The organism is Pseudomonas sp. Marseille-Q8238 (assembly GCF_965111915.1).
Genome location: NZ_CBCOPI010000001.1, coordinates 3,856,159 through 3,881,383, shown reverse-complemented (window position 1 = coordinate 3,881,383; position 25,225 = coordinate 3,856,159). Strand labels below are relative to the sequence as shown.

Annotated in this window: 23 protein-coding genes; 15 read left to right on the top strand and 8 right to left on the bottom strand. The window is 61.7% G+C overall.

Annotation, left to right across the window (positions count from 1 at the left end; translation table 11 throughout):
• The first annotated feature begins 2 nt into the window (after positions 1-2).
• From ACWPW0_RS18020 to lpxC, 4 genes are all read left to right on the top strand, one after another.
• A complete protein-coding gene (locus tag ACWPW0_RS18020; RefSeq protein ID WP_454256067.1) occupies positions 3-860 on the top strand; it encodes a cell division protein FtsQ/DivIB in 858 nt (285 codons plus the stop codon).
• Positions 861-882: 22 nt separating this feature from the next.
• Positions 883-2,130, top strand: a complete 1,248-nt coding sequence (gene ftsA / locus ACWPW0_RS18015) for a cell division protein FtsA (protein WP_447593689.1) — start codon at positions 883-885, stop codon at positions 2,128-2,130.
• Positions 2,131-2,183: 53 nt separating this feature from the next.
• Entirely contained in the window at positions 2,184-3,380 is a 1,197-nt protein-coding gene (ftsZ, locus tag ACWPW0_RS18010) for a cell division protein FtsZ (RefSeq protein ID WP_447593688.1), read from the top strand.
• A 106-nt stretch (positions 3,381-3,486) separates the two neighbouring features.
• The gene (gene lpxC / locus ACWPW0_RS18005) at positions 3,487-4,398 is read left to right on the top strand and encodes a UDP-3-O-acyl-N-acetylglucosamine deacetylase (protein ID WP_447593686.1); all 912 of its coding nucleotides are present in this window, start codon (positions 3,487-3,489) and stop codon (positions 4,396-4,398) included.
• 157 nt (positions 4,399-4,555) lie between these two features.
• Here lpxC and ACWPW0_RS18000 read toward each other — a convergent pair whose 3' ends face one another.
• The gene (locus ACWPW0_RS18000) at positions 4,556-5,011 is read right to left on the bottom strand and encodes a DUF721 domain-containing protein (RefSeq protein WP_447593684.1); all 456 of its coding nucleotides are present in this window, start codon (positions 5,009-5,011) and stop codon (positions 4,556-4,558) included.
• A 244-nt stretch (positions 5,012-5,255) separates the two neighbouring features.
• Between ACWPW0_RS18000 and secA the strand changes: the two genes are divergently transcribed.
• From secA to ACWPW0_RS17980, 4 genes are all read left to right on the top strand, one after another.
• Positions 5,256-7,997: a preprotein translocase subunit SecA gene (gene secA, locus ACWPW0_RS17995; protein WP_454256066.1), complete on the top strand. Its 2,742-nt coding sequence runs from the start codon at positions 5,256-5,258 to the stop codon at positions 7,995-7,997.
• A gap of 131 nt (positions 7,998-8,128) precedes the next feature.
• Entirely contained in the window at positions 8,129-9,346 is a 1,218-nt protein-coding gene (gene argJ / locus ACWPW0_RS17990) for a bifunctional glutamate N-acetyltransferase/amino-acid acetyltransferase ArgJ (RefSeq protein WP_447593680.1), read from the top strand.
• A 105-nt stretch (positions 9,347-9,451) separates the two neighbouring features.
• Complete coding sequence (locus tag ACWPW0_RS17985; protein ID WP_454256065.1) at positions 9,452-10,093, top strand: glutathione S-transferase family protein; 642 nt, start codon at positions 9,452-9,454, stop codon at positions 10,091-10,093.
• Positions 10,090-11,034 carry a Nudix family hydrolase gene (locus ACWPW0_RS17980; protein WP_454256064.1) on the top strand — a complete coding sequence of 315 codons (945 nt, stop codon included), beginning with the start codon at positions 10,090-10,092 and terminating at the stop codon, positions 11,032-11,034. The genes ACWPW0_RS17985 and ACWPW0_RS17980 overlap by 4 nt, the downstream gene beginning before the upstream one ends.
• 75 nt (positions 11,035-11,109) lie before the next feature.
• Here the strand turns inward: ACWPW0_RS17980 and ACWPW0_RS17975 are convergent, their stop codons facing one another.
• The 4 genes from ACWPW0_RS17975 to ACWPW0_RS17960 all read right to left on the bottom strand — a co-directional run bounded on the left by ACWPW0_RS17975 (position 11,110) and on the right by ACWPW0_RS17960 (position 15,667).
• Positions 11,110-11,694, bottom strand: a complete 585-nt coding sequence (locus tag ACWPW0_RS17975; protein WP_454256063.1) for a cob(I)yrinic acid a,c-diamide adenosyltransferase — start codon at positions 11,692-11,694, stop codon at positions 11,110-11,112.
• A gap of 2 nt (positions 11,695-11,696) precedes the next feature.
• Complete coding sequence (locus ACWPW0_RS17970) at positions 11,697-13,706, bottom strand: ATP-binding protein (protein WP_454256769.1); 2,010 nt, start codon at positions 13,704-13,706, stop codon at positions 11,697-11,699.
• 81 nt (positions 13,707-13,787) lie between these two features.
• On the bottom strand, positions 13,788-14,699 hold the full coding sequence (locus tag ACWPW0_RS17965) for a putative 2-dehydropantoate 2-reductase (RefSeq protein WP_454256062.1): 912 nt from the start codon (positions 14,697-14,699) through the stop codon (positions 13,788-13,790).
• Positions 14,696-15,667 (bottom strand): response regulator, encoded by a 972-nt coding sequence (locus ACWPW0_RS17960; RefSeq protein ID WP_454256061.1) that lies wholly within the window; start codon positions 15,665-15,667, stop codon positions 14,696-14,698. The genes ACWPW0_RS17965 and ACWPW0_RS17960 overlap by 4 nt, the downstream gene beginning before the upstream one ends.
• Before the next feature lie 151 nt (positions 15,668-15,818).
• Between ACWPW0_RS17960 and ACWPW0_RS17955 the strand changes: the two genes are divergently transcribed.
• Both ACWPW0_RS17955 and ACWPW0_RS17950 read left to right on the top strand, forming a co-directional pair.
• The gene (locus ACWPW0_RS17955; RefSeq protein ID WP_447593664.1) at positions 15,819-16,298 is read left to right on the top strand and encodes a YajQ family cyclic di-GMP-binding protein; all 480 of its coding nucleotides are present in this window, start codon (positions 15,819-15,821) and stop codon (positions 16,296-16,298) included.
• A gap of 133 nt (positions 16,299-16,431) precedes the next feature.
• Positions 16,432-17,274, top strand: a complete 843-nt coding sequence (locus ACWPW0_RS17950) for a mechanosensitive ion channel family protein (protein ID WP_454256768.1) — start codon at positions 16,432-16,434, stop codon at positions 17,272-17,274.
• Between the two features lie 26 nt (positions 17,275-17,300).
• On the opposite strand, the gene ACWPW0_RS17945 is transcribed toward ACWPW0_RS17950, so the two are convergent.
• Together ACWPW0_RS17945 and ACWPW0_RS17940 are read right to left on the bottom strand one after the other, a co-directional pair.
• Positions 17,301-19,040 (bottom strand): AmpG family muropeptide MFS transporter, encoded by a 1,740-nt coding sequence (locus tag ACWPW0_RS17945; RefSeq protein WP_447593662.1) that lies wholly within the window; start codon positions 19,038-19,040, stop codon positions 17,301-17,303.
• 81 nt (positions 19,041-19,121) lie between these two features.
• Positions 19,122-19,451, bottom strand: a complete 330-nt coding sequence (locus tag ACWPW0_RS17940) for an MGMT family protein (protein ID WP_454256767.1) — start codon at positions 19,449-19,451, stop codon at positions 19,122-19,124.
• Between the two features lie 226 nt (positions 19,452-19,677).
• Between ACWPW0_RS17940 and ACWPW0_RS17935 the strand changes: the two genes are divergently transcribed.
• A complete protein-coding gene (locus ACWPW0_RS17935) occupies positions 19,678-20,682 on the top strand; it encodes a DUF481 domain-containing protein (protein WP_454256766.1) in 1,005 nt (334 codons plus the stop codon).
• Between the two features lie 78 nt (positions 20,683-20,760).
• Here the strand turns inward: ACWPW0_RS17935 and ACWPW0_RS17930 are convergent, their stop codons facing one another.
• Complete coding sequence (locus ACWPW0_RS17930) at positions 20,761-21,519, bottom strand: SDR family oxidoreductase (protein ID WP_447593660.1); 759 nt, start codon at positions 21,517-21,519, stop codon at positions 20,761-20,763.
• 104 nt (positions 21,520-21,623) lie between these two features.
• Here ACWPW0_RS17930 and ACWPW0_RS17925 point away from each other — a divergent pair, with 104 nt between their 5' ends.
• The 4 genes from ACWPW0_RS17925 (at position 21,624) to groL (ending at position 25,113) form a co-directional block, all read left to right on the top strand.
• A complete protein-coding gene (locus tag ACWPW0_RS17925) occupies positions 21,624-22,355 on the top strand; it encodes a HugZ family pyridoxamine 5'-phosphate oxidase (protein ID WP_447593659.1) in 732 nt (243 codons plus the stop codon).
• A 64-nt stretch (positions 22,356-22,419) separates the two neighbouring features.
• Positions 22,420-22,884, top strand: coding sequence for an FxsA family protein (locus ACWPW0_RS17920; RefSeq protein ID WP_447593657.1), 465 nt, complete (start codon positions 22,420-22,422; stop codon positions 22,882-22,884).
• A 247-nt stretch (positions 22,885-23,131) separates the two neighbouring features.
• Positions 23,132-23,425, top strand: a complete 294-nt coding sequence (locus tag ACWPW0_RS17915; RefSeq protein ID WP_447593655.1) for a co-chaperone GroES — start codon at positions 23,132-23,134, stop codon at positions 23,423-23,425.
• Positions 23,426-23,472: 47 nt separating this feature from the next.
• Positions 23,473-25,113 carry a chaperonin GroEL gene (groL, locus tag ACWPW0_RS17910; RefSeq protein WP_447593653.1) on the top strand — a complete coding sequence of 547 codons (1,641 nt, stop codon included), beginning with the start codon at positions 23,473-23,475 and terminating at the stop codon, positions 25,111-25,113.
• Positions 25,114-25,225 lie beyond the last annotated feature (112 nt).

Here is a 25,225-nt window from a genome sequence, read left to right as displayed (position 1 = left end):
TCATGGTCGCAACGGTCCGTCATCCGCAACCCATCGGCCGCGCTCCTCAGCGCAAGCCGACGGCTGCGCGTGGCGCAAGCCGGATGGTGGCGCGCGAGCCGTTGTCCATGCGCGTACCGAAAGTCGACTTCAGCGGGCTCAAGCGTCTGGCCTGGCCTCTGCTGTTGCTGGTGCTCGGGTTTGGCACCTATGAGCTGGCCCAGCGGCTGCTGCCTTATGCCGACCGCCCGATTGCTCGGGTGAGCGTCCAGGGCGAGCTGAGTTATATCAGTCAGCAGGTGGTGCAGGAGCGTATCGCGCCCTACGTATCGGCGAGCTTCTTTACCGTAGACCTGGCAGGCATGCGTGCCGAGCTGGAGCAGATGCCGTGGATCGCTCACGCCGAAGTGCGTCGCGTATGGCCGGATCAGGTGTCTATTCGTCTGGACGAACAACTGCCGGTGGCGCGTTGGGGCAATGAGGCGCTGCTGAACAATCAGGGGCAGGCGTTCGCGCCGCGCGAACTGGCCAATTATGAAAACCTGCCCCTGCTGTCCGGCCCCAAGCGAGCCCAGCAGCAGGTGATGCAGCAATACCAGGTACTCAGCCAGATGCTGCGGCCGATGGGTTTCTCCATTGCCCGTCTGGAGCTGCGTGATCACGGCAGCTGGTTCCTCACCACCGGGCAGGGCGTCGAGCTGTTGCTGGGGCGGGACCATCTGGTGGAAAAGATACGACGCCTGAACAGCATCTACGACAAGGTGCTGAAAGAGCAGATTACGAATATCGCGCGCATCGACCTGCGTTACGCCAACGGCCTGGCCGTGGCGTGGCGTGAGCCGCAAGCGCCTGCGACGGGTCAACCCGTCGCCGTGCAGTGAATCGAGGAGAAAGGTAAGGATCATGGCAAGCGTGCAGAGCGGCAAGATGATCGTTGGCCTGGACATCGGCACCTCCAAGGTGGTGGCGCTGGTGGGCGAGGTAACGGCCGACGGCCAACTGGAAATCGTCGGCATCGGCACTCATCCGTCGCGCGGCCTGAAGAAGGGCGTGGTGGTCAATATCGAGTCCACCGTGCAGTCGATTCAGCGCGCGGTGGAAGAGGCTCAGCTGATGGCTGGCTGCCGTATCCATTCGGCTTTCGTCGGCCTGGCCGGCAACCACATCCGCAGCCTGAACAGCCATGGCATCGTCGCCATCCGCGATCGCGAAGTCAGCAGCGCCGACCTCGAGCGCGTGCTCGATGCGGCACAGGCCGTGGCGATTCCTGCCGACCAGCGTGTGCTGCACACCTTGCCGCAGGATTACGTGATCGATAACCAGGAAGGCGTGCGCGAGCCATTGGGCATGTCTGGCGTGCGTCTGGAGGCCAAGGTGCACGTGGTGACCTGCGCGGTGAACGCGGCGCAGAACATCGAGAAGTGCGTGCGTCGCTGTGGCCTGGAAGTTGATGACATCATCCTCGAGCAACTGGCCTCGGCCTATTCGGTGCTCACCGAGGATGAGAAAGAGCTGGGTGTGTGCATGGTCGATATCGGCGGTGGCACCACCGACATCGCGATCTTCACCGAAGGGGCGATTCGCCACACGGCGGTGATCCCGATTGCCGGCGATCAGGTCACCAACGACATCGCCATGGCCCTGCGTACGCCGACTCAGTACGCCGAAGAGATCAAGATCCGTTACGCCTGTGCCCTGGCCAAACTGGCCGGCGCGGGTGAAACCATCAAGGTGCCGAGCGTCGGCGACCGTCCGCCGCGTGAACTGTCGCGCCAGGCGTTGGCTGAGGTTGTCGAGCCACGCTACGACGAGCTGTTCACCCTGATTCAGGCCGAGCTTCGCCGCAGTGGCTACGAAGACATGATTCCGGCCGGCATCGTCCTCACCGGCGGTACTTCCAAGATGGAAGGCGCAGTCGAGTTGGCCGAGGAAATCTTCCACATGCCAGTACGACTTGGCGTGCCGCATAGCGTCAAAGGTCTGGCCGATGTCGTGCGCAACCCGATCTATTCGACAGGCGTGGGCCTGCTCATGTACGGACTGCAGAAGCAGGCCGATGGCATCTCCATGTCTGGCAGCAATTTTTACAACGATGAACCCAAGACACCTGTACTGGAACGGCTGAAACGCTGGGTCCAGGGCAATTTCTGATGGCAAACCCGCGGTAGCAGTAGGCGTACAACTAGAAAGGAAGGAGAGGGGAAATGTTCGAACTCGTAGATAACGTTCCACAGAACGCAGTTATCAAAGTGATCGGCGTGGGTGGCGGTGGCGGTAACGCTGTCAATCATATGGTCAACAACAACATCGAAGGCGTCGAGTTCATCTGCGCCAACACCGATGCGCAAGCCCTGAAGAACGTGGGTGCGCGCACGGTTTTGCAACTCGGCCCAGGCGTCACCAAGGGTCTGGGTGCCGGTACCAATCCGGAAATCGGCCGTCAGGCCGCCCTGGAAGACCGCGAGCGTATCGCTGAGGTGCTGCAGGGCGCCGACATGGTCTTCATCACCACCGGCATGGGTGGCGGTACCGGTACCGGTGCGGCGCCGATCATTGCTGCCGTGGCGAAAGAGATGGGCATCCTGACCGTCGCGGTCGTGACGCGTCCGTTCCCGTTCGAAGGTCGCAAGCGCATGCAAGTCGCCGATGAGGGCATCCGTGCACTGTCCGAGTGCGTCGACTCGCTGATCACCATCCCGAACGAAAAACTGCTGACCATCCTCGGCAAGGACGCCAGCCTGCTGTCCGCCTTCGCCAAGGCTGACGATGTACTGGCCGGTGCCGTGCGCGGCATCTCCGATATCATGCAGCGTCCGGGCCTGATGAACGTCGACTTCGCTGACGTGAAAACCGTCATGGGTGAAATGGGGATGGCGATGATGGGTACTGGCTGCGCCAGCGGCCCGAACCGCGCCCGTGAAGCCACCGAGGCGGCCATCCGCAACCCGCTGCTGGAAGACGTCAATCTGCAGGGCGCGCGTGGCATCCTGGTCAACATCACTGCCGGTCTCGACCTGTCCCTGGGTGAGTACGCCGCGGTGGGCGAGATCATCGAGGCCTTCGCTTCCGAACACGCGACCGTCAAGGTTGGCGCCGTCATCGATCCGGACGTACGTGACGAACTGCACGTGACCGTGGTCGCTACCGGCCTGGGCCCGCGCATCGAGAAGCCGGTCAAGGTGGTCGACAACACGGTACCGGCTGCAGTTGTTGCTCCAGTTGTCAGCAACAGTGCCGCGCCCCGTTCCGTCGAGCCGCAAACCGTCAACTACAAGGACTACGAGCGCCCTACCGTTCAACGTCAAAGCCACGCCGGCGCAGCCGCTGCGGCCAAGTTGAACACCCAGGATGACCTGGATTATCTGGACATCCCGGCGTTCCTGCGTCGTCAGGCTGATTGATGGAATTTATCAGGAGTATGAAGGTGATTGGTGTTCAGCAAAGGTCGGTTCTGCTATTATCGCCGGCCTTTGTTGAAAACAATTCGCAACTAGCGCAGCCAAAGCCATGATCAGACAACGCACCCTGAAGAACATCATCCGTGCCACTGGCGTTGGCCTGCATTCGGGGGAAAAGGTATACCTGACCCTGAAGCCGGCACCCGTGGACAGCGGTATCGTGTTCCGTCGCACCGACCTCGACCCCGTCGTGGAAATCCCCGCCCGCGCGGAGAACGTTGGTGAGACAACCATGTCGACCACTCTGGTCAATGGTGACGTCAAGGTAGACACCGTAGAGCACTTGCTTTCGGCCATGGCAGGCCTGGGCATCGACAACGCCTACGTCGAGCTCTCGGCGTCCGAAGTCCCGATCATGGACGGCAGCGCCGGTCCCTTCGTATTCCTGATTCAATCCGCCGGTCTGGAGGAGCAGGACGCACCGAAGAAATTCATTCGCGTCCTGCGCGAAGTCACCGTGGAAGAGGGCGACAAGCGCGCCACCTTCCTGCCGTTCGAAGGCTTCAAGGTGAGCTTCGAGATCGATTTCGATCACCCGGTCTTTCGCGGCCGTACCCAGACCGCGAGCGTCGACTTTTCCAGCACCTCGTTCGTCAAGGAAGTCAGCCGTGCACGGACCTTCGGGTTCATGCGTGACATCGAGTTCCTGCGTTCGCAGAACCTGGCGCTCGGCGGCAGCGTGGAAAATGCCATCGTGGTTGACGAGTTTCGCGTGCTCAACGAAGACGGCCTCCGTTACGAGGACGAATTCGTCAAACACAAGATCCTCGACGCCATCGGCGATCTCTACCTGCTGGGCAACAGCCTGATTGGTGAATTCCTTGGCTTCAAGTCGGGGCACGCGCTGAACAACCGTCTGCTGCGTACGCTGATCGAGCAGAAAGACGCGTGGGAAGTGGTGACCTTCGACGATGCCAGCACTGCGCCGATCTCCTACATGCGGCCGGTTGCAGCGGGTTAAGCAATACGTCCCTCCCTTCTGTTGTATTCAGGCCACCTTCGGGTGGCCTGTTTTTTTGTGGCCTGCCATTCAGGGCCGCAACGCGTGGGAGCGCGCAACATGAGGAATTGTTTTGAGGCGTTTTCGAGTGCTGTTCGATAAGCACCGGCTTGAAGTGCTATTCGCGCGGCTTGGCGTGGCTGGCCAGACGCTCCAGGGCGGCGCGTAGCCTGGGGTCGCTGATACCCTCGGCGGCACTGTTGAGGCTGTCTGCGGCGGCGCTGGACAGTTCGGCGGTGCGTTTGACATAGCCGACCTGATCGCTCGGCGGGCGCACCTTTACCTGTATGCGGATGAGGCCGGTGAACTCTGGAAGCGCCTGGAGTTGGCGTTGCAGCCTGCGTTGCTGGTAGTGCAGGCGAGTGGCCCAATGGCCATTGCTGGCCAGCAGCAACAGGCATCCGTCACGCCAACTGGCCACGCGGCAGTGCTCGCGGGCCGCGGCTTCCAGCTGGCTATCGACCAGCGTCTGCAGGCGGCCCAGGCGCAGAGCCTGATCAAGCAGCGCTTGCAGCGGCTTGGTTTCACGCAGCAGGGCAATCGGAGCCTTGGACGGGAGCGGGCGAAAGGTCATGGCGGGCACGTTGGGTCAATGAGCCAGTATGTTAGCAAACGGGGCTTGTAGCCGTTGGATGCTATCCCCATATAAGAACAGATTGTGTTTGCGCAGTTGAACGGCTTGCCCCGGCCTGTATGCACGCTGCGCTTTCATCGCCAACGTTTCCGGGTAGAATGCCCCCTTTGCACGCAGCCGTGCTGGCTGCAGGGCCGGTGTTTTACACTGTCCATCATCCCAATTAGTGGAAGAATCTGCCGATATGTTTGCGCCGCTGTTGAAGAAACTCTTTGGAAGCAAGAACGAGCGTGAAGTCAAACGCATGCTCAAGGCAGTGTCGGCAGTGAATGCCTTCGAAGAGCAGATGTTGACGCTCTCCGACGAGCAATTGCGAGCCAAGACCGAAGAGTTCAAGGCGCGCCTGGCCAAGGGCGAGACCCTCGATCAGATTCTCAGCGAAGCCTTTGCCGTAGCCCGTGAAGCGGGCAAGCGGGTGATGGGCATGCGCCACTTCGACGTACAGCTGATCGGCGGCATGGCCTTGCATGAAGGCAAGATCGCCGAGATGCGTACCGGTGAGGGCAAGACCCTGGTGGGTACCCTGGCGGTTTACCTCAACGCACTCGAAGGCAAGGGCGTCCACGTCATCACGGTCAACGACTACCTGGCCCGTCGTGACGGCAACTGGATGCGTCCGCTGTATGAGTTCCTGGGCCTGTCGGTGGGTATCGTCACGCCGTTCATGCCGCCGGAAGAGAAACGTGCCGCTTACGCGTCTGACATCACCTACGGTACCAACAACGAATTCGGTTTCGATTACCTGCGCGACAACATGGCGTTCAGCCTGGATGAGAAATTCCAGCGCGAGCTGAACTTCGCCGTGATCGACGAAGTGGACTCCATCCTCATCGATGAAGCGCGTACGCCGCTGATCATCTCCGGTCAGGCCGAAGACAGCTCCAAGCTGTATATCGAAATCAACAAGCTGATCCCGCGCCTCGTGCAGCACATCGAGGAAGAGGAAGGTGTGGTCACCCAGGAAGGCCACTACAAGATTGACGAGAAGACTCGTCAGGTCGAACTGAACGAAGCCGGTCACCAATACATCGAGGAACTGCTCGGTGCGGCCGGTCTGCTGGCTGAGGGCGAAAGCTTGTATGCCGCGCACAATCTTGGCCTCCTGACTCACGTGTATGCTGGCCTGCGCGCGCACAAGTTGTTCCATCGCAACGTCGAATACATCGTGCAGAACGACCAGGTGCTGCTGATCGATGAGCACACCGGCCGCACCATGCCCGGCCGTCGCCTGTCCGAAGGCCTGCACCAGGCCATCGAGGCCAAGGAAAAGCTGCAGATCCAGGCCGAGAGCCAGACCCTGGCATCGACCACCTTCCAGAACTACTTCCGTCTGTACAAGAAACTCGCCGGCATGACCGGTACCGCCGATACCGAGGCGTTCGAGTTCCGCCAGATCTACGGCCTGGACGTGCTGGTCATCCCGACCAACAAGCCGCTGGCACGTAAGGATTACAACGACCTGGTGTACCTGACCCAGGAAGAGAAATACGTGGCGATCATCGCCGACATCAAGGAATGCCAGGCCCAGGGCCGGCCGATCCTGGTCGGTACTGCGTCGATTGACAGCTCCGAGTACGTCTCCCAACTGTTGGAAAAGGCCGGTATCGAGCACAAGGTGCTCAACGCCAAGTACCACGAGAAGGAAGCGGAAATCATTGCCCAGGCTGGTCGTCCTGGCGCCGTGACCATCGCTACCAACATGGCGGGCCGTGGTACCGACATCCTCTTGGGCGGTAACTGGGAAGTCGAAGTGGCAGCCCTGGAAAACCCGACTGACGAACAGGTTGCACAGATCAAGGCTGATTGGCAGAAGCGTCACCAGCAGGTGATCGAAGCTGGTGGTCTGCACGTGGTCGCCTCCGAGCGTCACGAATCCCGCCGTATCGACAACCAGCTGCGTGGCCGTGCCGGTCGCCAGGGTGATCCAGGCTCCAGCCGCTTCTACCTGTCGCTGGAAGACAGCCTGATGCGCATCTTCGCCTCCGACCGGGTGAAGAACTTCATGAAGGCCCTGGGCATGCAGTCCGGTGAGGCCATCGAGCACAGCATGGTGACCAACGCCATCGAGAAGGCCCAGCGCAAGGTCGAAGGTCGCAACTTCGATATGCGTAAGCAACTGCTCGAATACGATGACGTAGCCAACGAGCAGCGCAAGGTGATCTACCACATGCGCAACACCTTGTTGTCGGCTGACAACATTGGCGAAACCATCATCGATTTCCGCCAGGAGGTGCTGGATAGCACCATCAGCCAGCACATGCCGCCGCAGTCGCTGCCCGAGCAGTGGGATATCGCTGGGCTGGAAGCAGCCCTGTACAGCGACTTCGGTCTGAAACTGCCGGTTCAGCAGTGGCTGGACGAAGACGACAACCTGCACGAAGAAACCCTGCGCGTCCGCATCCTCGACGAGCTGCTGGCTGCCTACAACGAGAAGGAAGAGGTCGCCAGCGCCGCGGCCCTGCGTACCTTCGAGAAGCAGATGCTGCTGCGTGTGCTCGACGACCTGTGGAAGGACCACCTGGCGACGATGGATCATCTGCGCCACGGTATCCATCTGCGTGGCTATGCGCAGAAGAACCCGAAACAGGAATACAAGCGCGAGTCCTTCACGCTGTTCCAGGAACTCCTCGATTCGATCAAGCGCGACACCATCCGCGTGCTGTCGCATGTCCAGGTTCGCCGCGACGACCCTGCTGAAGAAGAGGCACGCCTGCGCCGCGAGGCCGAGGCCCTGGCTGCCCGCATGCAGTTCCAGCATGCTGACGCTTCTGCGCTGCCGCTCGATGAGGACGCTGAGGCCGAGGCTGCCGGTGACGTTGCAGTCGCCGCCGCGCCGGTCCGTGCCGAGCCGAAGATCGGTCGTAACGAGCCGTGCCCCTGTGGCTCCGGCAAGAAGTACAAACACTGTCATGGTCAGGTCGGCTGAGCCACTGACCACGATGGCTTGAGGCCTGTTATATAACCACGCCGCGACCGGCTTAGCCGCTCGCGGCGTTTTTACTGCCTGCCGCACCGGTGTGCGGCGTTTCACCTGATCGCCCACGAAGGAGCGCACCCATGGCTGTTGGTCTTGGTCCCCTGCCGGTCCTGCACCCGGTTCCCGGTTTTGAACTCGGTATTTCCTCTGCCGGCATCAAGCGCCCAGGGCGCAAGGATGTTGTGGTGATGCGCTGCGTCGAAGGTTCGCGCGTGGCTGCCGTGACCACCACCAACGCCTTCTGCGCAGCGCCGGTGATCGTTACCCGTGAGCGATTCCAGGGCGATGTGCGCTACCTGCTGACCAACACCGGCAACGCCAATGCCGGTACCGGTGCCGATGGCCTGGCCAATGCCCGTCGCACCTGCGCCGCGCTGGCTACGCTGACGGGCGTGGTACCCGAGGCGGTGCTGCCGTTCTCCACTGGAGTGATCGGCGAACCCTTGCCCGTGGAAAAGATCGAGGCTGCCTTGCAGGCCGCTCTGGATGATCTGTCCGAGAACCACTGGGCTGAAGCCGCTACCGGCATCATGACCACCGATACCCTGCCCAAGGGCGCCAGCCGCCAGTTCCAGCACGAAGGCGTGACCGTCACCGTGACCGGTATCAGCAAGGGTGCCGGCATGATTCGCCCGAACATGGCGACCATGCTCGGCTATATCGCTACCGACGCCAACGTGGCGCGCGGTGTGCTGCAGGACCTGGTGCGCGATGCGGCAAACAAGTCGTTCAACCGCATCACCATCGATGGCGATACCTCGACCAACGACTGCTGCATGCTGATCGCCACCGGCCAGGCGCAACTGCCGGAAATCACCGAAGCCAGCGGTGAACTGTTCGCCAAGCTCAAGCAGGCGGTGTTCGAGGTTTTCATGGACGTGGCGCAGGCCATCGTGCGTGACGGCGAAGGCGCGACCAAGTTCGTCACCGTACAGGTCAATGGTGGTGGCACTCACCAGGAATGCCTGGACGTCGGCTATGCCGTGGCCCACTCGCCGCTGATCAAGACCGCGTTGTTTGCCTCTGATCCGAACTGGGGGCGCATCCTCGCTGCCGTGGGCTATGCCGGCGTGCCGCAACTGGACGTGAGCAAGATCGACGTGTTCCTCAGCGATGTGTGCATCGCCAGCCAGGGCTGCCGTGCGGCGAGCTACACCGAGGCGCAGGGCGCCGAGGTCATGGCGCGCGAGGAGATCAGTATTCGCATCGAACTGGGGCGTGGCACCTGCAGTGAAACCATCTGGACCACTGACCTGTCCCACGAATACGTCAAGATCAACGCGGAATACCGGACCTGATACCGGCATTCCTGCCGCGCATCCCCCGATGAAAAAAGGGAATTGGTCAGCAGGGCATGCGCCTCTTATGTTCCATCGATATCCGACGGGTAACAGGAGCGGCACATGTCCCTTACGCTGATCATCGGCAACAAGAACTACTCATCCTGGTCGCTGCGTGGCTGGCTCGTCACTGAATTGAGTGGCGCGCCCTATCAGGAGGTTACTGAATCGTTGTATCGCGCGGGTAGCCGCCAACGCTTGTTGGCGCATTCGCCAAGCGGCAAGGTGCCTGTACTCAAGACCGCCGAAGACGGGGTGATCTGGGATTCCCTGGCCATCGCCGAATACCTTGCCGAACGTTTTCCCGAAGCCCATCTGTGGCCGCGTGGTCAGGCGGCTCGTGCGCTGGCGCGGTCGATCTGTGCCGAGATGCACAGCGGCTTTGTTGCCTTGCGTAGCCATATGCCAATGGACATGCAACGGCTGACGGCCCTGGCGGACGTCCCGGACGAGGTGGCGGTGGATATTCGTCGCATCTGCACCCTGTGGGCTGACTGTCGTGCGCGGTATGGCCAGGACGGTCCCTTCCTGTTTGGCCATGCCAGTGTGGCCGATGCGTTCTACGCGCCAGTGGCCAGCCGGCTGCGCAGTTATGCCGTGGCGCTGCCAGACGAGGCGGCCGCCTATGTCGATACCATTTTTCAGTGGTCTGCCTTCCAGCGCTGGCACCAGGCCGCTTTGCAGGAGACGGAGTCCAATCAATGAAACGTGTGCATGTGGCGGCTGCGGTTATCCGCGATGCCAATCAACAGGTGCTGATCGCCCGCCGTGGCAACGATCAGCACCAGGGCGGCCTGTGGGAATTTCCAGGCGGCAAGGTAGAGCCAGGTGAAGCGGTAGAGGCAGCCTTGGTGCGCGAGCTGGATGAGGAGCTGGGCATCCGCGTGACAGCGGCCAGGCCGTTGATTCAGGTTCATCATGATTACCCGGACAAGCAGGTGCTGCTGGACGTCTGGGAGGTTTCCGCGTTCAGCGGCGAGCCGCATGGTGCCGAGGGACAGCCGCTGGCCTGGGTCAGCGCCAGGCAGCTCGGCGACTATGAGTTTCCTGCTGCCAATCAGCCCATCGTATCGGCAGCACGTTTGCCAGACCGTTACCTGATTACCCCGGACGATCTCGAGCCCGGTGAGCTGTTGCGCGGTGTTCGTACGGCGTTGGCCAATGGCGCTCGCCTGATTCAGTTGCGGGCGCCGGCGATGTTCGATGCGCAGTACCGCGACCTGGCCACTGATATCCAGGGCCTGTGTGCCGGCAAGGCGCAACTGATGCTCAAGGGGCCGCTGGAGTGGCTGGGGGATTTCCCCGCTGCCGGCTGGCACCTGACGCGTGAGCAGCTACGCAAGTATGCCGCCAAGGGCAGGCCGTTCCCGGCTGAGCGCTGGTTGGCGGCCTCCTGCCATGACGCCGAGGAGCTGGCGCTGGCCGAGCAGATGGGTGTGGATTTCATCACCCTCTCGCCGGTACAGGCGACTCTGACCCACCCTGACGCCGTGCCTTTGGGTTGGGACGCTGCCAGCGAGCTGCTCAAGGGCTTCAATCGCCCGGCTTATCTCCTGGGTGGTGTCAGTGCCGACGACCTGCCTCGTGCTTGGCAGAGCGGCGCACAGGGCGTCGCCGGCATTCGGGCGTTCTGGCCGCTGGTTTGATTGCGGGGGCGAGGAGGAGCCTGGCCTCTGCCCGCGAGCCCGGCGCCGAAAAAGCTTCGCGAGCAGAGCTCGCTGCTACGGTGTGGACGGCTTCTGCGCTACCTGCCAGAGCACTTCGTCGATATGTTGGCGGCGGGCGATCAGGCGGCCAGCCACGAACAGCAGGTCGGAAAGGCGATTGATGTAAGCCATGCCGGCCGCGCGCAGTGGCTCCTCGGCGTTGAGCGTTTGGCAGCGGCGCTCGGCGTTGCGAGCCAGGCTGCGGCAGACATGAGCCTGGGCAATCAGGCGTGAACCACCGGGCAAGATGAAGTTCTTCAGCGGGCCCAGCTCGTCATTCCAGCGGTCGATAGCCTGTTCCAGGCGCTCGATTTCCGCTTCGTCCAGCGCCTGGTAGTCGGGCATTGCCAACTCACCGCCAAGATCGAACAGGCGGTGCTGGCAGGGGGCGAGCACCTCGATGATTTCCGTCAGCCCCGGCCACAGGCTTTGCTGTTCGGCCAAGTCGGCCAGCAGCAGCCCGAGCTGGCTGTTGAGGTGGTCCAGTTCGCCAATGGCTTCGATGCGCGGGTGGTCCTTGCTGACGCGGCGGCCGTCGGCCAGCCCGGTTTCGCCGGTATCGCCGGTCTTCGTATAGATCTTGCTCAGGCGATAGCCCATGTTCAGTTGCTCGTGTTGTCGGTGGCGATAAGGGGCAGGCGCAGGGTGAAGCAAGTGCCTTGGCCCGCTGTGGAGTGCACCTCCATCTGCCCTTTGTGGTTGTTGGTGATGATGAAGTACGACACGGACAACCCGAGGCCAGTGCCCTGGCCAACCTCCTTGGTGGTGAAGAAGGGTTCGAAGATGCGTTTGCGCACGGTGTCGGGCATGCCGATGCCATTGTCCTCGACCTGGATTTCCGCCCAGGGTGGATTGAGGCGAGTGCGCAGAGTGATATGCCCAGGTTCGCTGTCGTCTTCACGCAGGTGGATGGCCTGCGCGGCGTTCTTCAGCAGATTGAGCAGCACCTGTTCCAGTTCGTTGGCGGTGGCCGGTACAGGGCCCAGGTGCTCGTCGAAGTCGCGCGAGATGGACAGGGTCTTGAAGTCGAAGCTGTCTGCCAGATCGAAATCGTTGCCGGCGATCTCCAGAGCCTGATCGATCAGGGCCGGCAGTTCACACGGCTCCATCTGCCGGTTGCTCATGCGGCTGAAGTTGAGCATGTGGCTGACGATCTTCGCGGCCCGCGAGCCGGCCTGCTGGATGCCGTCGAGCAGTTGCGGGATCTCGCGCGCTTCCAGGTAGGCGGTCACGTCATCCAGGGCGATGCCGATGGCGACGGCCTGTTCCTGGTTCTTTACCAGTTCGTGGGACAGGCGACGGCGGATGTTCTGCACGTTGTGCAGGATGGCCCCGAGCGGGTTGTTGATCTCGTGAGCCATGCCCGCAGCCAGGCTGCCGACCGAAAGCATCTTTTCCGATTGCACCATCATGTCTTCCAGCGACAGGCGTTGGGTGATGTCGTCGATGCGGATCACCACGCCCCGGCCACTGCCTCCCATCAGGGGGTAAAAGGTCAGGGCGTAATGGTGGGTTTCTTCGCCGCGCTTCCAGGTGACCCGTTCGATTTTTTCCACGCGGTGCTGTTCGGCCGTGCGCTTGAGGCGGGCGAGAAACGGCTTGAGTGGCGCAAAGGCGAGGAAGATCGGCTGGTTCAGCGCTTCGTCGAGGCGCGTGCCGGAGAGGGCGCTCGCTTCCTGGTTCCACTGCGTGACGTAGAGCTGTTCATCGAGGGCGATCAGGGCCGACGGCATGGAGTCGATGATGCTGTTCAGGTAGTTCTGGAAACCGGTGAGCTTTTTCTCGATCTTGCCGCGGACCTGGACTTCCAGTTCCAGCTTGCGGTTGGAGTGACGTGTCTCTTCGGCCAGGCTGCGGGCCTGGTCGAAGGCCTCCTGGGCATCGTCGCGAGCGCGCTTGAGCTGCTGCTCGCGGGCTTCGATACGGCCAAGCATGGTGTTGAAGGCGTCGGCCAGGCTGCCGATCTCATCCTGGTTGCCACGGGCCGCACGCAAGGCGTAGTTCTCTTCGCGGGTGACCTGGCGCGACAGCTCTTCCAGATGACGGATCGGCCGGGTGATCAGGCGGCGGATCTGCCGGGCGATCAGCGTCCAGAGCAGCACACTGAACACCAGAATCGCGCCGCTGGCGGTGAGCGTGCCGGTATAGAACGCGCCTGGCAGTTCGCTGGACGCCACCAGTAACAGGTAGCCCGGTGGGCTATCGCCTTGCGGCAGCTCCACGACCAGTGATGTGCGGAATTCGCTGACGCGCCAGTGGTCGAGTTTGTCGGCGCGACGTGGCAGCTTCAGTGAGGCGCCCACTTGCAGCTCGGCCAGGCGTTGGCCTTGGCTGTCGTAGAGGGCGGCCGCGCGCAGTGGCGCATAGCTGTCCAGCCTGTGTAGCAGGGCGTCGGCATTTTCCGGTGAGGCCAGTGCGTGGCGGCTGACTTCCGGGCTGGCGATCAGGCGCCCCAGGGTATGCAAGGCTTGTGGCGCCACGCTGTCCTGGGAAATCCAGTAGGCGGCGCTGATAAAGGCCAGGTTGGCGACCAGCAGCACGGTGGCCAGTAGCACGAGCAATGCCGCGAGCAGTTTGCGGCCGACCGGCAGGTTGTCGAGGCGCTGGCGCAGACGGGTCAAGGGCGCAGTTTCCGCAGGTAGGAAGGTTGGCAGGGTAACGCGCACCCGGAAGGGGCTCAATAGGCCCCGAGCTTAGTCCAGTGGTAATCCCTGTGCAGCAAGGTGTGCGATCAGGCGGGCATGCAGCGACTGCAAGGCAGGTATCTTGACCTGGTATTGGCGAGCGGCGTTGCAGGCATAGCCGAGCAGGTAGCTGACCTCGCTGCGCCGCCCTTGAGCCACATCCTGATACATGGACGAATAGTTGGCGGCCGTGGCGATGATGACCCGCTGCACGTCTTCGTGCAGGCCGATGGCGGCTTCCTGCTGATCGCAGGCGACCAGCAGTGTCACCAGTTCATCGCATAACGCTGCAACCTCTTGCGGCCAGTTCTGCAGCTCGCCATTGCGACAGTCATGCAGGACGGTCAGTGGGTTGATGGCGCAGTTCAGCGCCAGCTTGCGCCACAGCTTGCTCAGGATGTCCGGCGTCCAGGCGTGGGTGATACCCGCCTGCTGCAGATCATCCAGCCAGGCGGGCGGCTGTGGATCGTTCGGGCGTCCCAGCCAGGTGAATCCTTGTCCGGCGAAGACCACGCGAAAACCGTCCTGACGAAAGGCGCCTTCGGTGCTGGAGGCCAGGATGATGTATTTGCCGGGCAGGGCGGCAGCGACTGCGTCCTGGCTGCCCAGGCCATTCTGCAACAGGATGATCTGCGCCCCTTCGGCCAGGTGCGGGGCCACGCTGCGTGCGGCCTGTTCGGCATCGTAGGCCTTGCAGGCCAGCAGCAGGCGCTGGATCGGGCCGCTAGTGCCGGCCGTGGAGGCTGTGATTGGATAGGTGGTGCTGTGTTCGTTTTCCACCAGTGTCAGCCCGCCGCCAGCCTCATAGGCCGCCAGGCGTGCCGCATCCCGCAGGATCAGGCTGACGGGCAGGCCGGCACGGGCAAGCCGGGCGGCCCACAGGCTGCCCAGGCTGCCGGCGCCGAGGACGTGCCAGGTCACTGTGGTTGGGGTTGTGGCATGCGTGCGGCGTTGACCCGGCCGCTGGCGTAGGAGTCGGGCAGCAGGCGGGCAGCGTGGCTGATCAGATGGTGAGGGTCGAGGGGCAGCGACTTGGCATCGAGCCCCACCAGGCTGATACCGGCCTTGAGCGTGATAAACCCTTCGCTGGTCTTGAAGGCCTTGAGGTTGAGCCCCTCGTGCAAGCGTTTGAAGCTGCTCGGTGAGCACTCCTGCAGGTCATCGATCAAGGTGATGAGGGCGAAATGGTTGTCGTCGATACGTGCCAGCACATCGAGTGGACGTACCAGCTGTTGCAGGCGGCGCGCCACGCCGTGCAGCAGTTCGTTATAGAAGGTGTTGCCATATTGGCTGCGCAGCGTGCCGGCATCCTGCAGGCCGATCAGCAGGTAGCACACCGCGCCGCCGCGCGATTCGATCTGGCGCAGGCTGTCGCTCAGCTTCTGTTGCAGATAACGCGGGTTACCGAGCCCGGTCAGCGGGTCGACCAGGTTGCGCTGCTCCAGGCTGGCGATATTGAGCGTGAGCATGCGGTTTTCCTGCAGCAGCCGCTGCAGGGTGTTGCACAGGCGGTCGGCGGCATACACCCGGGGAACCAGTTGCTCGTTCATCGACGCCTTGCTGATGAAATCGTCGACACCGCGGTCAAAGGCCTCCACCAGCACGTTGTCGCCTTCCTTGCCGGTCAGCAGGATCACATAGGTGTAGTGATCGGCGGTTTCATCCAGTTGCCGCACTCGACTGGTAAGGTCGAGGCCGTCCATCTCGGGCATCAGCCAGTCGGCGAGCAATACACTGGCCGGGCGCAGTTCGAGCTGACGCAACGCCTCTGCCGCGCTGGTGGCGAAGCGTACATCCAGATAACCGGCCTGCGTCAGGGCGCGGCCGATCATGGCACTGGAGAACTTGGCGTCGTCCACCACCAGGATGCTGAGATGGGGGTTGGGCATGGGGGTGGCTCGCAAGAAAGAGATAGGAGTGCCGCCGTGCTTCACCGAGCAGGGCGTGCGGGTGTGGTTATAATGAGCGCGCAAATTCTACCGTCAAGCCAGGCGCGTTCTGTCCGTGACACTGATCGCGCCGTCCATCTGGAGCAAGCACATGCCTTCGTTCGACGTGGTGTCCGAACTGGATAAACACGAACTCACCAATGCCATCGACAACGCGGTGAAGGAACTGGAGCGGCGCTTCGATCTGCGTGGCAAATGCAGTTTCGAAAGCAAGGACAAGACCATCACCCTGACCGCCGAAGCCGATTTCATGCTGGAGCAGATGCTTGAGATTCTGCGCATCAGCCTGATCAAGCGCAAGATCGACAGCCAGTGCCTGGAGCTCAAGGACCCCTATGCCTCGGGCAAGGTGGTCAAGCAGGAAGTTACCTTCCGCGAAGGCATCGATAAGGAGCTGGCGAAGAAGATCGTCGCCCATATCAAGGACAGCAAGCTCAAGGTCCAGGCGGCGATCCAGGGTGAGCAAGTGCGGGTAACCGGCAAGAAGCGCGATGACCTGCAGGAAGCGATCGCAGCATTGCGTGGCAAAGAGTTTGGCATGCCGCTGCAGTACAACAACTTCCGCGACTGAAACTTCACCCGATCCTCGCGGCAATTCTTTGAACCTTCACGACTGACCTGCGTCGCAAAAAGAGGTCAGTTGCACGCTGTCGCAGCCTGCCTGGGGCACGTGCGTTACGTGAAGGCGAAAGAGGATGTCCGGTGTGGAAATGAATGTCGATGAGTTGCTGAAACGCTCCGAGGCCTGGGTTCCCGTGTTGCTGGAGTACAGCGGCAAGGTGACCCTGGCGTTGATCACCCTGGCCGTTGGCTGGTGGCTGATCAACGTGCTGACCGGTCGGGTCAGCCGCCTGTTGGCCATGCGTCGGGTCGACCGGACCTTGCATGGTTTCATCGCCAATTTGGCCAACATGGTGCTCAAGGTGCTGCTGTTGGTCAGCGTGGCGTCGATGATCGGCGTGGAGACCACCTCGTTCATCGCCGCGATCGGCGCGGCCGGCCTGGCTATTGGCCTGGCCCTGCAGGGCAGTCTGGCGAACTTCGCCGGTGGCGTGCTGATCCTGCTGTTCCGTCCGTTCAAGGTGGGCGACTACGTCGAAGCGCAGGGCGTCGCCGGGACGGTGGATAACATCCAGATCTTCCATACGGTGCTGCGCACGGGTGATAACCGCACGGTGATCGTGCCTAATGGCAGCCTGTCCAACGGGATCATCACCAATTATTCCAACCAGCCCACTCGTCAGGTGTTGTACGACGTGAAGGTCGACTACAGCGCGGATCTCGCCAAGGCGCGCGAGGTGCTGTTGAAACTGGCTGAAGACCCGCGCGTCCAGAAAGAGCCGGCCCCGGTGGTTGTGGTGGCTGGTCTGGGCGATACCGCGATCAACCTGTCCCTGCGCATGTGGACCAGCAATGCAGATTACTGGGGGGTGATCTTCATGCTCAACGAGTCGGTGCGTGACAGCCTGGCGAGTGCCGGTGTGGAACTGGCTCAGCCGCCGCGACTGGTGCAGGTAGTCCCCACGGCGTCCCAGGCGCAAAGTTGAAAAAAGCCGGCGATTGCCGGCTTTTTTCACGGGTGTTCGGTGCGCTCTGTGGGGGGCGTGGCAGTTTCGGGCGGTTGCTCGTTCTGGCGTCTGCGCTCCTGCGTCCACTGCAGGGCAATCAGGATCAGGGTCGGGATGCCCATGATCGCAGTCAGCATGAAGAACTGGTGATAGCCGAGTTCCTCCACCATCACGCCCGAGTAACCGCCGATCAGGCGCGGTAGCAGCAGCATGATGGAGCTGAGCATGGCGTACTGGGTGGCGGAGAACTTCAGGTTGGTCAGGCTGGACAGATAGGCAACGAATGCCGAGGTGGCCAGCCCTGCGCTGAAGTTGTCGCAGGAAATGCTCAGCGTCAGCATGGGCAGGTGCGGGCCCATGTCGCTGAGCGCGACGAACATCAGGTTGGTTGCTGCTGAAGCGGCGCCGCCGATGAAGAGGATTGGCAGGATGCCGAAGCGCACGATCAGCAGACCGCCAGCACCGGCACCGAGCAGGGTCATGACCAGGCCGAACAGCTTGCTGACACTGGCAATCTGCTCCTTGGTGAAGCCCTGGTCGATGTAGAACACGTTGGCCATCACGCCCATCACCGTATCGGACATGCGGTAGGTGGCGATCAGCCCGAGCAGCAGCAGGGCCTGCCAGCGATAGCGCTGGACAAACTCGCTGACGGGGGTAACCACGGGCGCCATGAGCAGGCGCCCCGGTGCCGAGAAGCAGGCCAGGGCAATCAGTGCATACAGGGTGCCGCGCGGCCATGCCCCAGTGCTGTAGGCCTTCACCGCAGCCGCAATGGTCACCATGATGACGATGAGCACGATCACCGACACCGCCTGGTGAACGAAGTCGAAGTTGGGAATCACCTTGCCGCGTGCGGCGGCCAGCAGCTGTCGGCGTTGCTGGCTGAGCAAGTCGCGCACAGGGGCGATCTGCCGTTGGCCCCACGGTGACAGGCAGGTGATGAGGAACAGCGCGTACAGCGCCGCACGCGGCCAGGCACGGTCCAGCAGGCCAGTGATCATCGCGGGCAGGGAAATCAGCATCACCAGTAGGATCAGCACCGAGAACAGCTGGTCCTTGAGCTTGAAGCGCGAGGTACTGCTCTGGGCAGGCATGTCGATGTGCGGTTCGCGCATCCACAGGCTGGTGATCAGCCCCGGTATGATCATCAGGGCGAATACCAGGTAGGTACTCGCCCAGGCGCCGTATTCATAGACCTTGGTGGTGGAGCCGAACCATTCGGCGAAATACAGCGCACCCGCGGTTGCCAGCAGGGCGGAGACCCGATAACCGAGCATGTAGCTGGCGGCCAGTGCAGCCTGGCGATTGTCCTCGGCGATTTCCAGGCGGTAGGCGTCGACTGCGATGTCCTGGGTGGCGGAGGCGAAGGCGACCATCACGGCGATAGCGATCAGCCAGGTCAGGTGCTGCTGTGGATCGCACAGGGCCATGCCGATCAACCCCAGCGCGATCATCACCTGGGACAGCACCAGCCAGGAGCGGCGACGCCCGAGACGGCCGAGCCAGGGCAGGCGCCATTGATCGAGTAGAGGCGACCAGATCCATTTGAAGGCGTAGGCCAGGCCGATCAGGCTGGCAAAGCCGATGGTTTCTCGCGCGACACCGGCTTCACGCAACCATACGGAGAGGGTGGAGAACACCAGCATGTAAGGCAGGCCAGCGGCGAAGCCAAGCAGGAGCAGGGCCAGCGTAGCCGGGCTGGCATAGGCGGCAAGTGCGGCGCGCCAGGTGCGATGGGGCATTGGGCGTGTGATCCGAAAAAAGCGCTGCTCGGTTCATCTCGGTGATGTGCACCGCGATGGAGCCGCAGCAAAGCGCGCACTCTACCCGTTGATCTCCATCGGACGCCAGCCGTGGTGGCGCATATCGACCCGGTTGTTACGAACGGTCAGTCCTTCGTCACGCAAACGGGCGCGCTGTTCGTCACCGGAGGGGCTGCCAGCGGGCAGGCTCAGACGCCCGCCGGCCCCCAGCACGCGGTGCCAGGGCAGGCGCGTGTCGTCGGGCAGTTGACTGAGCGTACGCCCCACCCAGCGTGCCGCGCGGCCCAGGCCGGTGAGGGCGGCCAGTTCGCCGTAGCTGATGACCTTGCCTGGCGGGATCTGCGCCATCACCAAATAGAGTGCGGCACGGCGCCCTTCGGGGCTGCTCATCGGGTCGCCGATTGGGGCGTGGGCAAGAGGTGTTGTCTTGTCGGTGGGGGTACGCATTGGAGATCCTTCAGGTCGGCGAATGCACCTTCTGGCGTCATTATCATGAGCTTATGGGGGAACTTGAGGTTTTTCGGTCGGTCAGTTCTTGCTCAGCCGCCGTGCATAAGGATAATGCCCGGTTTATGCGAATCTGAGTTGTTGTCTACCCGCCATGTTTTCCAGAACCCTGTTTCCCAGAACCTTGTTGTGCCTCGCCATTGCATCCGGTTCAAGTGCTGCCCTTGCCGATACTGTCTGGTTGAAGAACGGTGATCGCCTGACGGGCACCATCAAACTCTTCGACGGCGGCAAACTGCTGCTGCAGACCGACTACGGTGGTGCTATCACGCTCGACTGGAACAAGGTGGCTACCCTGGAGAGCGATCGCGAGCTGCTAGTCAAGCAGGGCGACTTCATTGGCGAGCGTGCCAAGTCGCTGCAACGGTCCGAAGACGGCAAGGTGATTCTGGCCAATGGCGAGGAGCCCAAGACGGTCGAACTGGCCAGCATCCAGCAGATCCTCAAGCCCAAGCCAGTGCTGGAAGACTTTGTCTGGAAGGGGAACGTCGACCTGTCGTTCGATTACAAGCGCGCCGAGAAGGACACCGACGACTACGACGTCGACTTCAAGACCCAGGCGCGACATGGCAGCTGGCGGCACAATGCCAAGGGTGGCTACAACCGCGAATACCAGAACAAGGTGGAAACCACCGACAACTGGAGTGCGGAGTACGCGCTGGACCACTTCATCGACGAGCAATGGTTCTGGCAGGGTCGCCTCGAATACAAGCACGACAACGTTGAAGACTTGCGTCGCCAACGCACGGTCGGTACCGGTCCGGGTTACCAGTTCTGGGATAACGAGCTCGGTGCATTCTCGCTGGCCTCGTTGGCCAACCGAACGGATCACCAATATGCCAATGGCGGCAAGGAAAACTTCTACGCGCTGAGCGTGAAGTGGGACTACAACCGTTACCTGGTCGGCAAGAATTTCGAGCTGTTCAGCAGTGGCGAGGTGGGCAAGCCGTTGGCTGGCGTGGCCGACTACACCCTGGATGCCGAAGTGGGCTTGCGCTACAAGGTGACCGACTGGGCGTCGCTGAACATGAAGGCGCAGAAAGATATCGTCAGCGGCTCCGAAGGCGAGATCGACGAGACCCGTTACACCATCGGTTTTGGTGTGGGCTGGTAGCCGCCGCGTCGAACGGACATGAAAAAGCCCCGCAATGCGGGGCTTTTTCATGGGGCTGGAGATCGATTTTGTGTCCGATCAGAGACGCAGGCCGCCGTCCAGCTCGAGCACCCGACCGGTGTAGTAATCGTTCTCGAGGATGTACGCCACCGAGTGAGCGATTTCACGTGGTTTGCCCAGGCGCTTGAGTGGAATGCCCGAGGCCATTTTCTCCAGGGCTTCCGGCTTCATGCTGGCGACCATCTCGGTCTCGATGAAGCCTGGGGCTACACCGGCGACGCGAATGCCATAGCGTGCCAGCTCCTTGGCCCAGACCACGGTGTCGGCAGCGACGCCGGCCTTGGCGGCGGAGTAGTTGGCCTGGCCGATATTGCCGGCGCGGGAAATGGAGGAAATATTGACGATCGCGCCTTCGTTTTTCAGCTCGATCATTTTTGCAGCCACTTCACGGGTGCAGAGGAATACACCGGTCAGGTTGACGTCGATCACCGATTGCCACTGGGCCAGGCTCATCTTGGTCAGCTCGCCGTCCTTGACCTTGATGGTCAGGCCGTCGCGCAGGATACCGGCATTGTTGACCAGACCATTGATGGCGCCGAAATCGTCGGCAATCTGTGCCACGGTGTGGGTGACCTGTTCTTCGTTGGCCACGTTGCAGATATAGGCGCGCGCATCACCACCGGCAGCCTTGCAGGCTGCCACGGCTTCGTCGAGACGTTCCTGGTTGAGGTCGACCAGTGCCAACTTGGCGCCTTTGGCCGCCAGGTACTCGCCCATGGCCCGGCCAAGGCCTTGGCAGCCGCCGGTGATGATGATGACTTTGTCTTTGAGTTCCATAACGGAAATCCCTTGCTGGTTAATTCAGTGGCCGCGCCGGCCTCTAAGCCAGTTATGCTGAAGACCTGTCCGTTTATGACGGATTCTGCGCGAGGAGTCATAAAGTGAGCGTGAAGGCCGCAAAGCATGCACGAGAATTGCTGCTCAAGGAATACCGGGGAGTGCTTTCTACCCACTCCAAGGCGATGCCAGGGTTCCCGTTTGGTTCGGTGGTGCCCTACTGCCTGGATGATCAGGGGCGTCCGCTGATCCTGATCAGCCGTATCGCCCAGCACACCCATAATCTGCAGCGTGACCCCAAGTGTTCGTTGCTGGTGGGGGAGCGCAATGCCGAGGATGTACAGGCCGTTGGCCGCCTTACGCTGCTGACCGAAGCTCGCCAGCTGAATGAGGCGGTCGATATCGATGCCGCTGCAGCGCGCTATTACCGCTACTTCCCCGAGTCCAGCGATTATCACCAGGCTCATGATTTCGACTTCTGGCGCCTGGAGCCAGTGCGCGCCCGCTATATCGGCGGCTTTGGTGCGATCCACTGGATTGATCAGGTCACCCTGGCCAACCCTTTTGCAGGTGCCAGCGAGCAGGGCATGATTGAGCACATGAATGCTGACCATGCCAGTGCCATCACCCACTATGTGGCGTTGGCCGGCCTGCCACAGCACGAGACGGCGCAACTGGTCGGCATCGACAGCGAAGGTTTTCACCTGCGCATCGGCAAGAGCGTGTACTGGCTGGCCTTTCCAACATCCTGTAACAGTGCTGCTGAGGTGCGGCAGGCCTTGGTATTGCTGGCGCGGGCTGACAGCTGGCCGTCGGACAAGGTGCATACGTCTTGAATTAATGGGGGCGCGGCATCATCTACAGGCTATCGGAAGCCGTTCTTCCGCCAAGGAAACCCAGATGCGCGCTTTTCTCTTTCTGTTTCTGCTGTTCCCGATCATCGAGCTGGCTGTCCTGATCAAGGTCGGCAGCATGATTGGTGTGCTGCCGACGCTGTTGCTCATTATCGGCAGCGGTATCCTCGGGGTGTTCCTGCTGCGGGTGGCCGGTATCACCACGGCCTGGCGGGCACGGGAAAAGCTTTCCCGTGGCGAGTTACCCGATCAGGAGATGCTCGAGGGCCTGTTGATGGCTGTGGGTGGTGGTCTGTTGATCCTGCCAGGCTTCATCAGTGACATCATCGGCGTGTTCTGCCTGCTTCCCTTTACCCGACGCCTGCTGATCAGCAACCTGCGCCGCCGGGCTGCCGAGCAGGCTGCGCGGCAGCGCGCGTTTGCCGATGATCTTGCTGCGCAGGCGGCCCAGGCGCGTCCTGGCGCGGGTCGTCCCAATGTCATCGAAGGCGAGTACGAGCGTCGCGATTGATGGTTGATGTGTGTCAGGTGGCGGTTTCCATCATGTCCCGCGTTACGCGTGATGCGTGAAAAAAATCACTGCGCGCCCTTGAAATACGCTTGAACGCCCCTATCTAGCCATCACCGAAAGGTTTCTGTCGTTTGGCAGAACAAATTCCGCGGTTCGCCCTGGCGTGCCGCGACCGGCTCCGCCGGACTGTGCTAACGCGCCGGTGCGCTCATCGGCTGTGTAAAACAACTATCAGGAGAGATCGACAATGAAGCTTCGTCCTTTGCATGACCGCGTCGTCATCCGCCGCAGCGAAGAAGAATCGAAAACCGCTGGTGGCATCGTGCTGCCGGGTTCCGCTGCCGAAAAACCGAACCGTGGCGAAATCGTCGCCGTCGGTACCGGCAAGGTGCTGGATAGCGGCGAAGTGCGTGCGCTGGCCGTCAAAGTGGGTGACAAGGTCGTATTCGGTCCGTACTCCGGCAGCAACACCGTCAAGGTCGATGGCGAAGACCTGCTGGTGATGAGCGAGAACGAAATCCTCGCCGTCATCGAAGCCTGATTCCCGCGAATCTCCGCCACTTATTCAAGAATTGAGGATCAATCATCATGGCTGCTAAAGAAGTCAAATTCGGCGACTCCGCTCGCAAGAAAATGCTGGTCGGCGTTAACGTCCTGGCTGACGCTGTCAAAGCGACCCTCGGCCCGAAAGGCCGCAACGTGGTCCTGGAGCGCAGCTTCGGCGCGCCGCTGATCACCAAAGACGGCGTTTCCGTTGCCAAAGAAATCGAGCTGAAAGACCGCTTCGAGAACATGGGCGCGCAACTGGTCAAAGACGTTGCCTCCAAGGCGAACGACGCGGCCGGTGACGGCACCACCACTGCTACCGTTCTGGCTCAGTCGATCGTCAACGAAGGCCTGAAAGCCGTCGCCGCCGGCATGAACCCGATGGACCTCAAGCGCGGCATCGACAAGGCCACCATCGCCATCGTCGCCGAGCTGAAGAACCTGTCCAAGCCGTGCACCGACACCAAGGCGATTGCCCAGGTCGGCACCATCTCCGCCAACTCCGACAACTCCATCGGCGACATCATTGCCGAAGCCATGGAGAAAGTGGGTAAAGAAGGCGTGATCACCGTTGAAGAAGGCTCGGGCCTGGAAAACGAACTGTCTGTCGTCGAAGGCATGCAGTTCGACCGTGGCTACCTGTCCCCTTACTTCATCAACAAGCCGGACACCATGGTTGCCGAGCTCGACGGCCCGCTGATCCTGCTGGTCGACAAGAAGATCTCCAACATCCGCGAAATGCTGCCAGTGCTGGAAGCCGTTGCCAAAGCCGGCCGTCCGCTGCTGATCGTGGCTGAAGACGTCGAAGGCGAAGCCCTGGCGACTCTGGTTGTGAACAACATGCGTGGCATCGTCAAAGTCGCTGCCGTCAAGGCACCGGGCTTCGGCGACCGTCGCAAGGCCATGCTGCAGGACATCGCCATCCTCACTGGCGGTACCGTCATCTCCGAAGAAGTCGGCCTGAGCCTGGAAAGCGCTACCCTGGAGCACCTGGGTAACGCCAAGCGTGTTCAACTGAGCAAAGAGAACACCACCATCATCGACGGTGCTGGTCAGCAGGTTGATATCGAAGCCCGCGTTGCACAGATCCGCAAGCAAGTCGAAGACACCTCGTCCGACTACGACAAAGAGAAACTGCAAGAGCGTCTGGCCAAACTGGCTGGCGGTGTTGCCGTGATCAAGGTCGGTGCCGGTACCGAAGTCGAGATGAAAGAGAAGAAGGCCCGCGTTGAAGACGCCCTGCACGCCACCCGCGCAGCCGTCGAAGAAGGTGTGGTGCCTGGCGGCGGTGTTGCCCTGGTACGTGCCCTGCAGGCCATCAGCGAGCTGAAAGGTGACAACGACGACCAGAACGTCGGTATCGCCCTGCTGCGTCGCGCGGTCGAGTCCCCACTGCGTCAGATCGTTGCCAACGCCGGTGGCGAGCCGAGCGTGGTGGTCGACAAGGTCAAGCAAGGTTCGGGCAACTACGGCTTCAACGCCGCGACCGATACCTACGGCGACATGATCGAGATGGGTATTCTCGATCCGGCCAAGGTCACCCGTTCGGCGCTGCAAGCTGCTGCGTCCATCGGTAGCCTGATGATCACCACCGAAGCGATGATCGCTGACAGCCCGGAAGACAAGGCCGCTCCGGCCATGCCTGACATGGGTGGCATGGGTGGTATGGGCGGCATGATGTAATCAGCCTCCCGGCTCTGCTGTACTGAAAGCCCCGCCTAGTGCGGGGCTTTTTTATGGCTCGTGGATAGGTACTGACGAAAAGTCATGCGCCCACTGCGCTGACTGTCGTGTA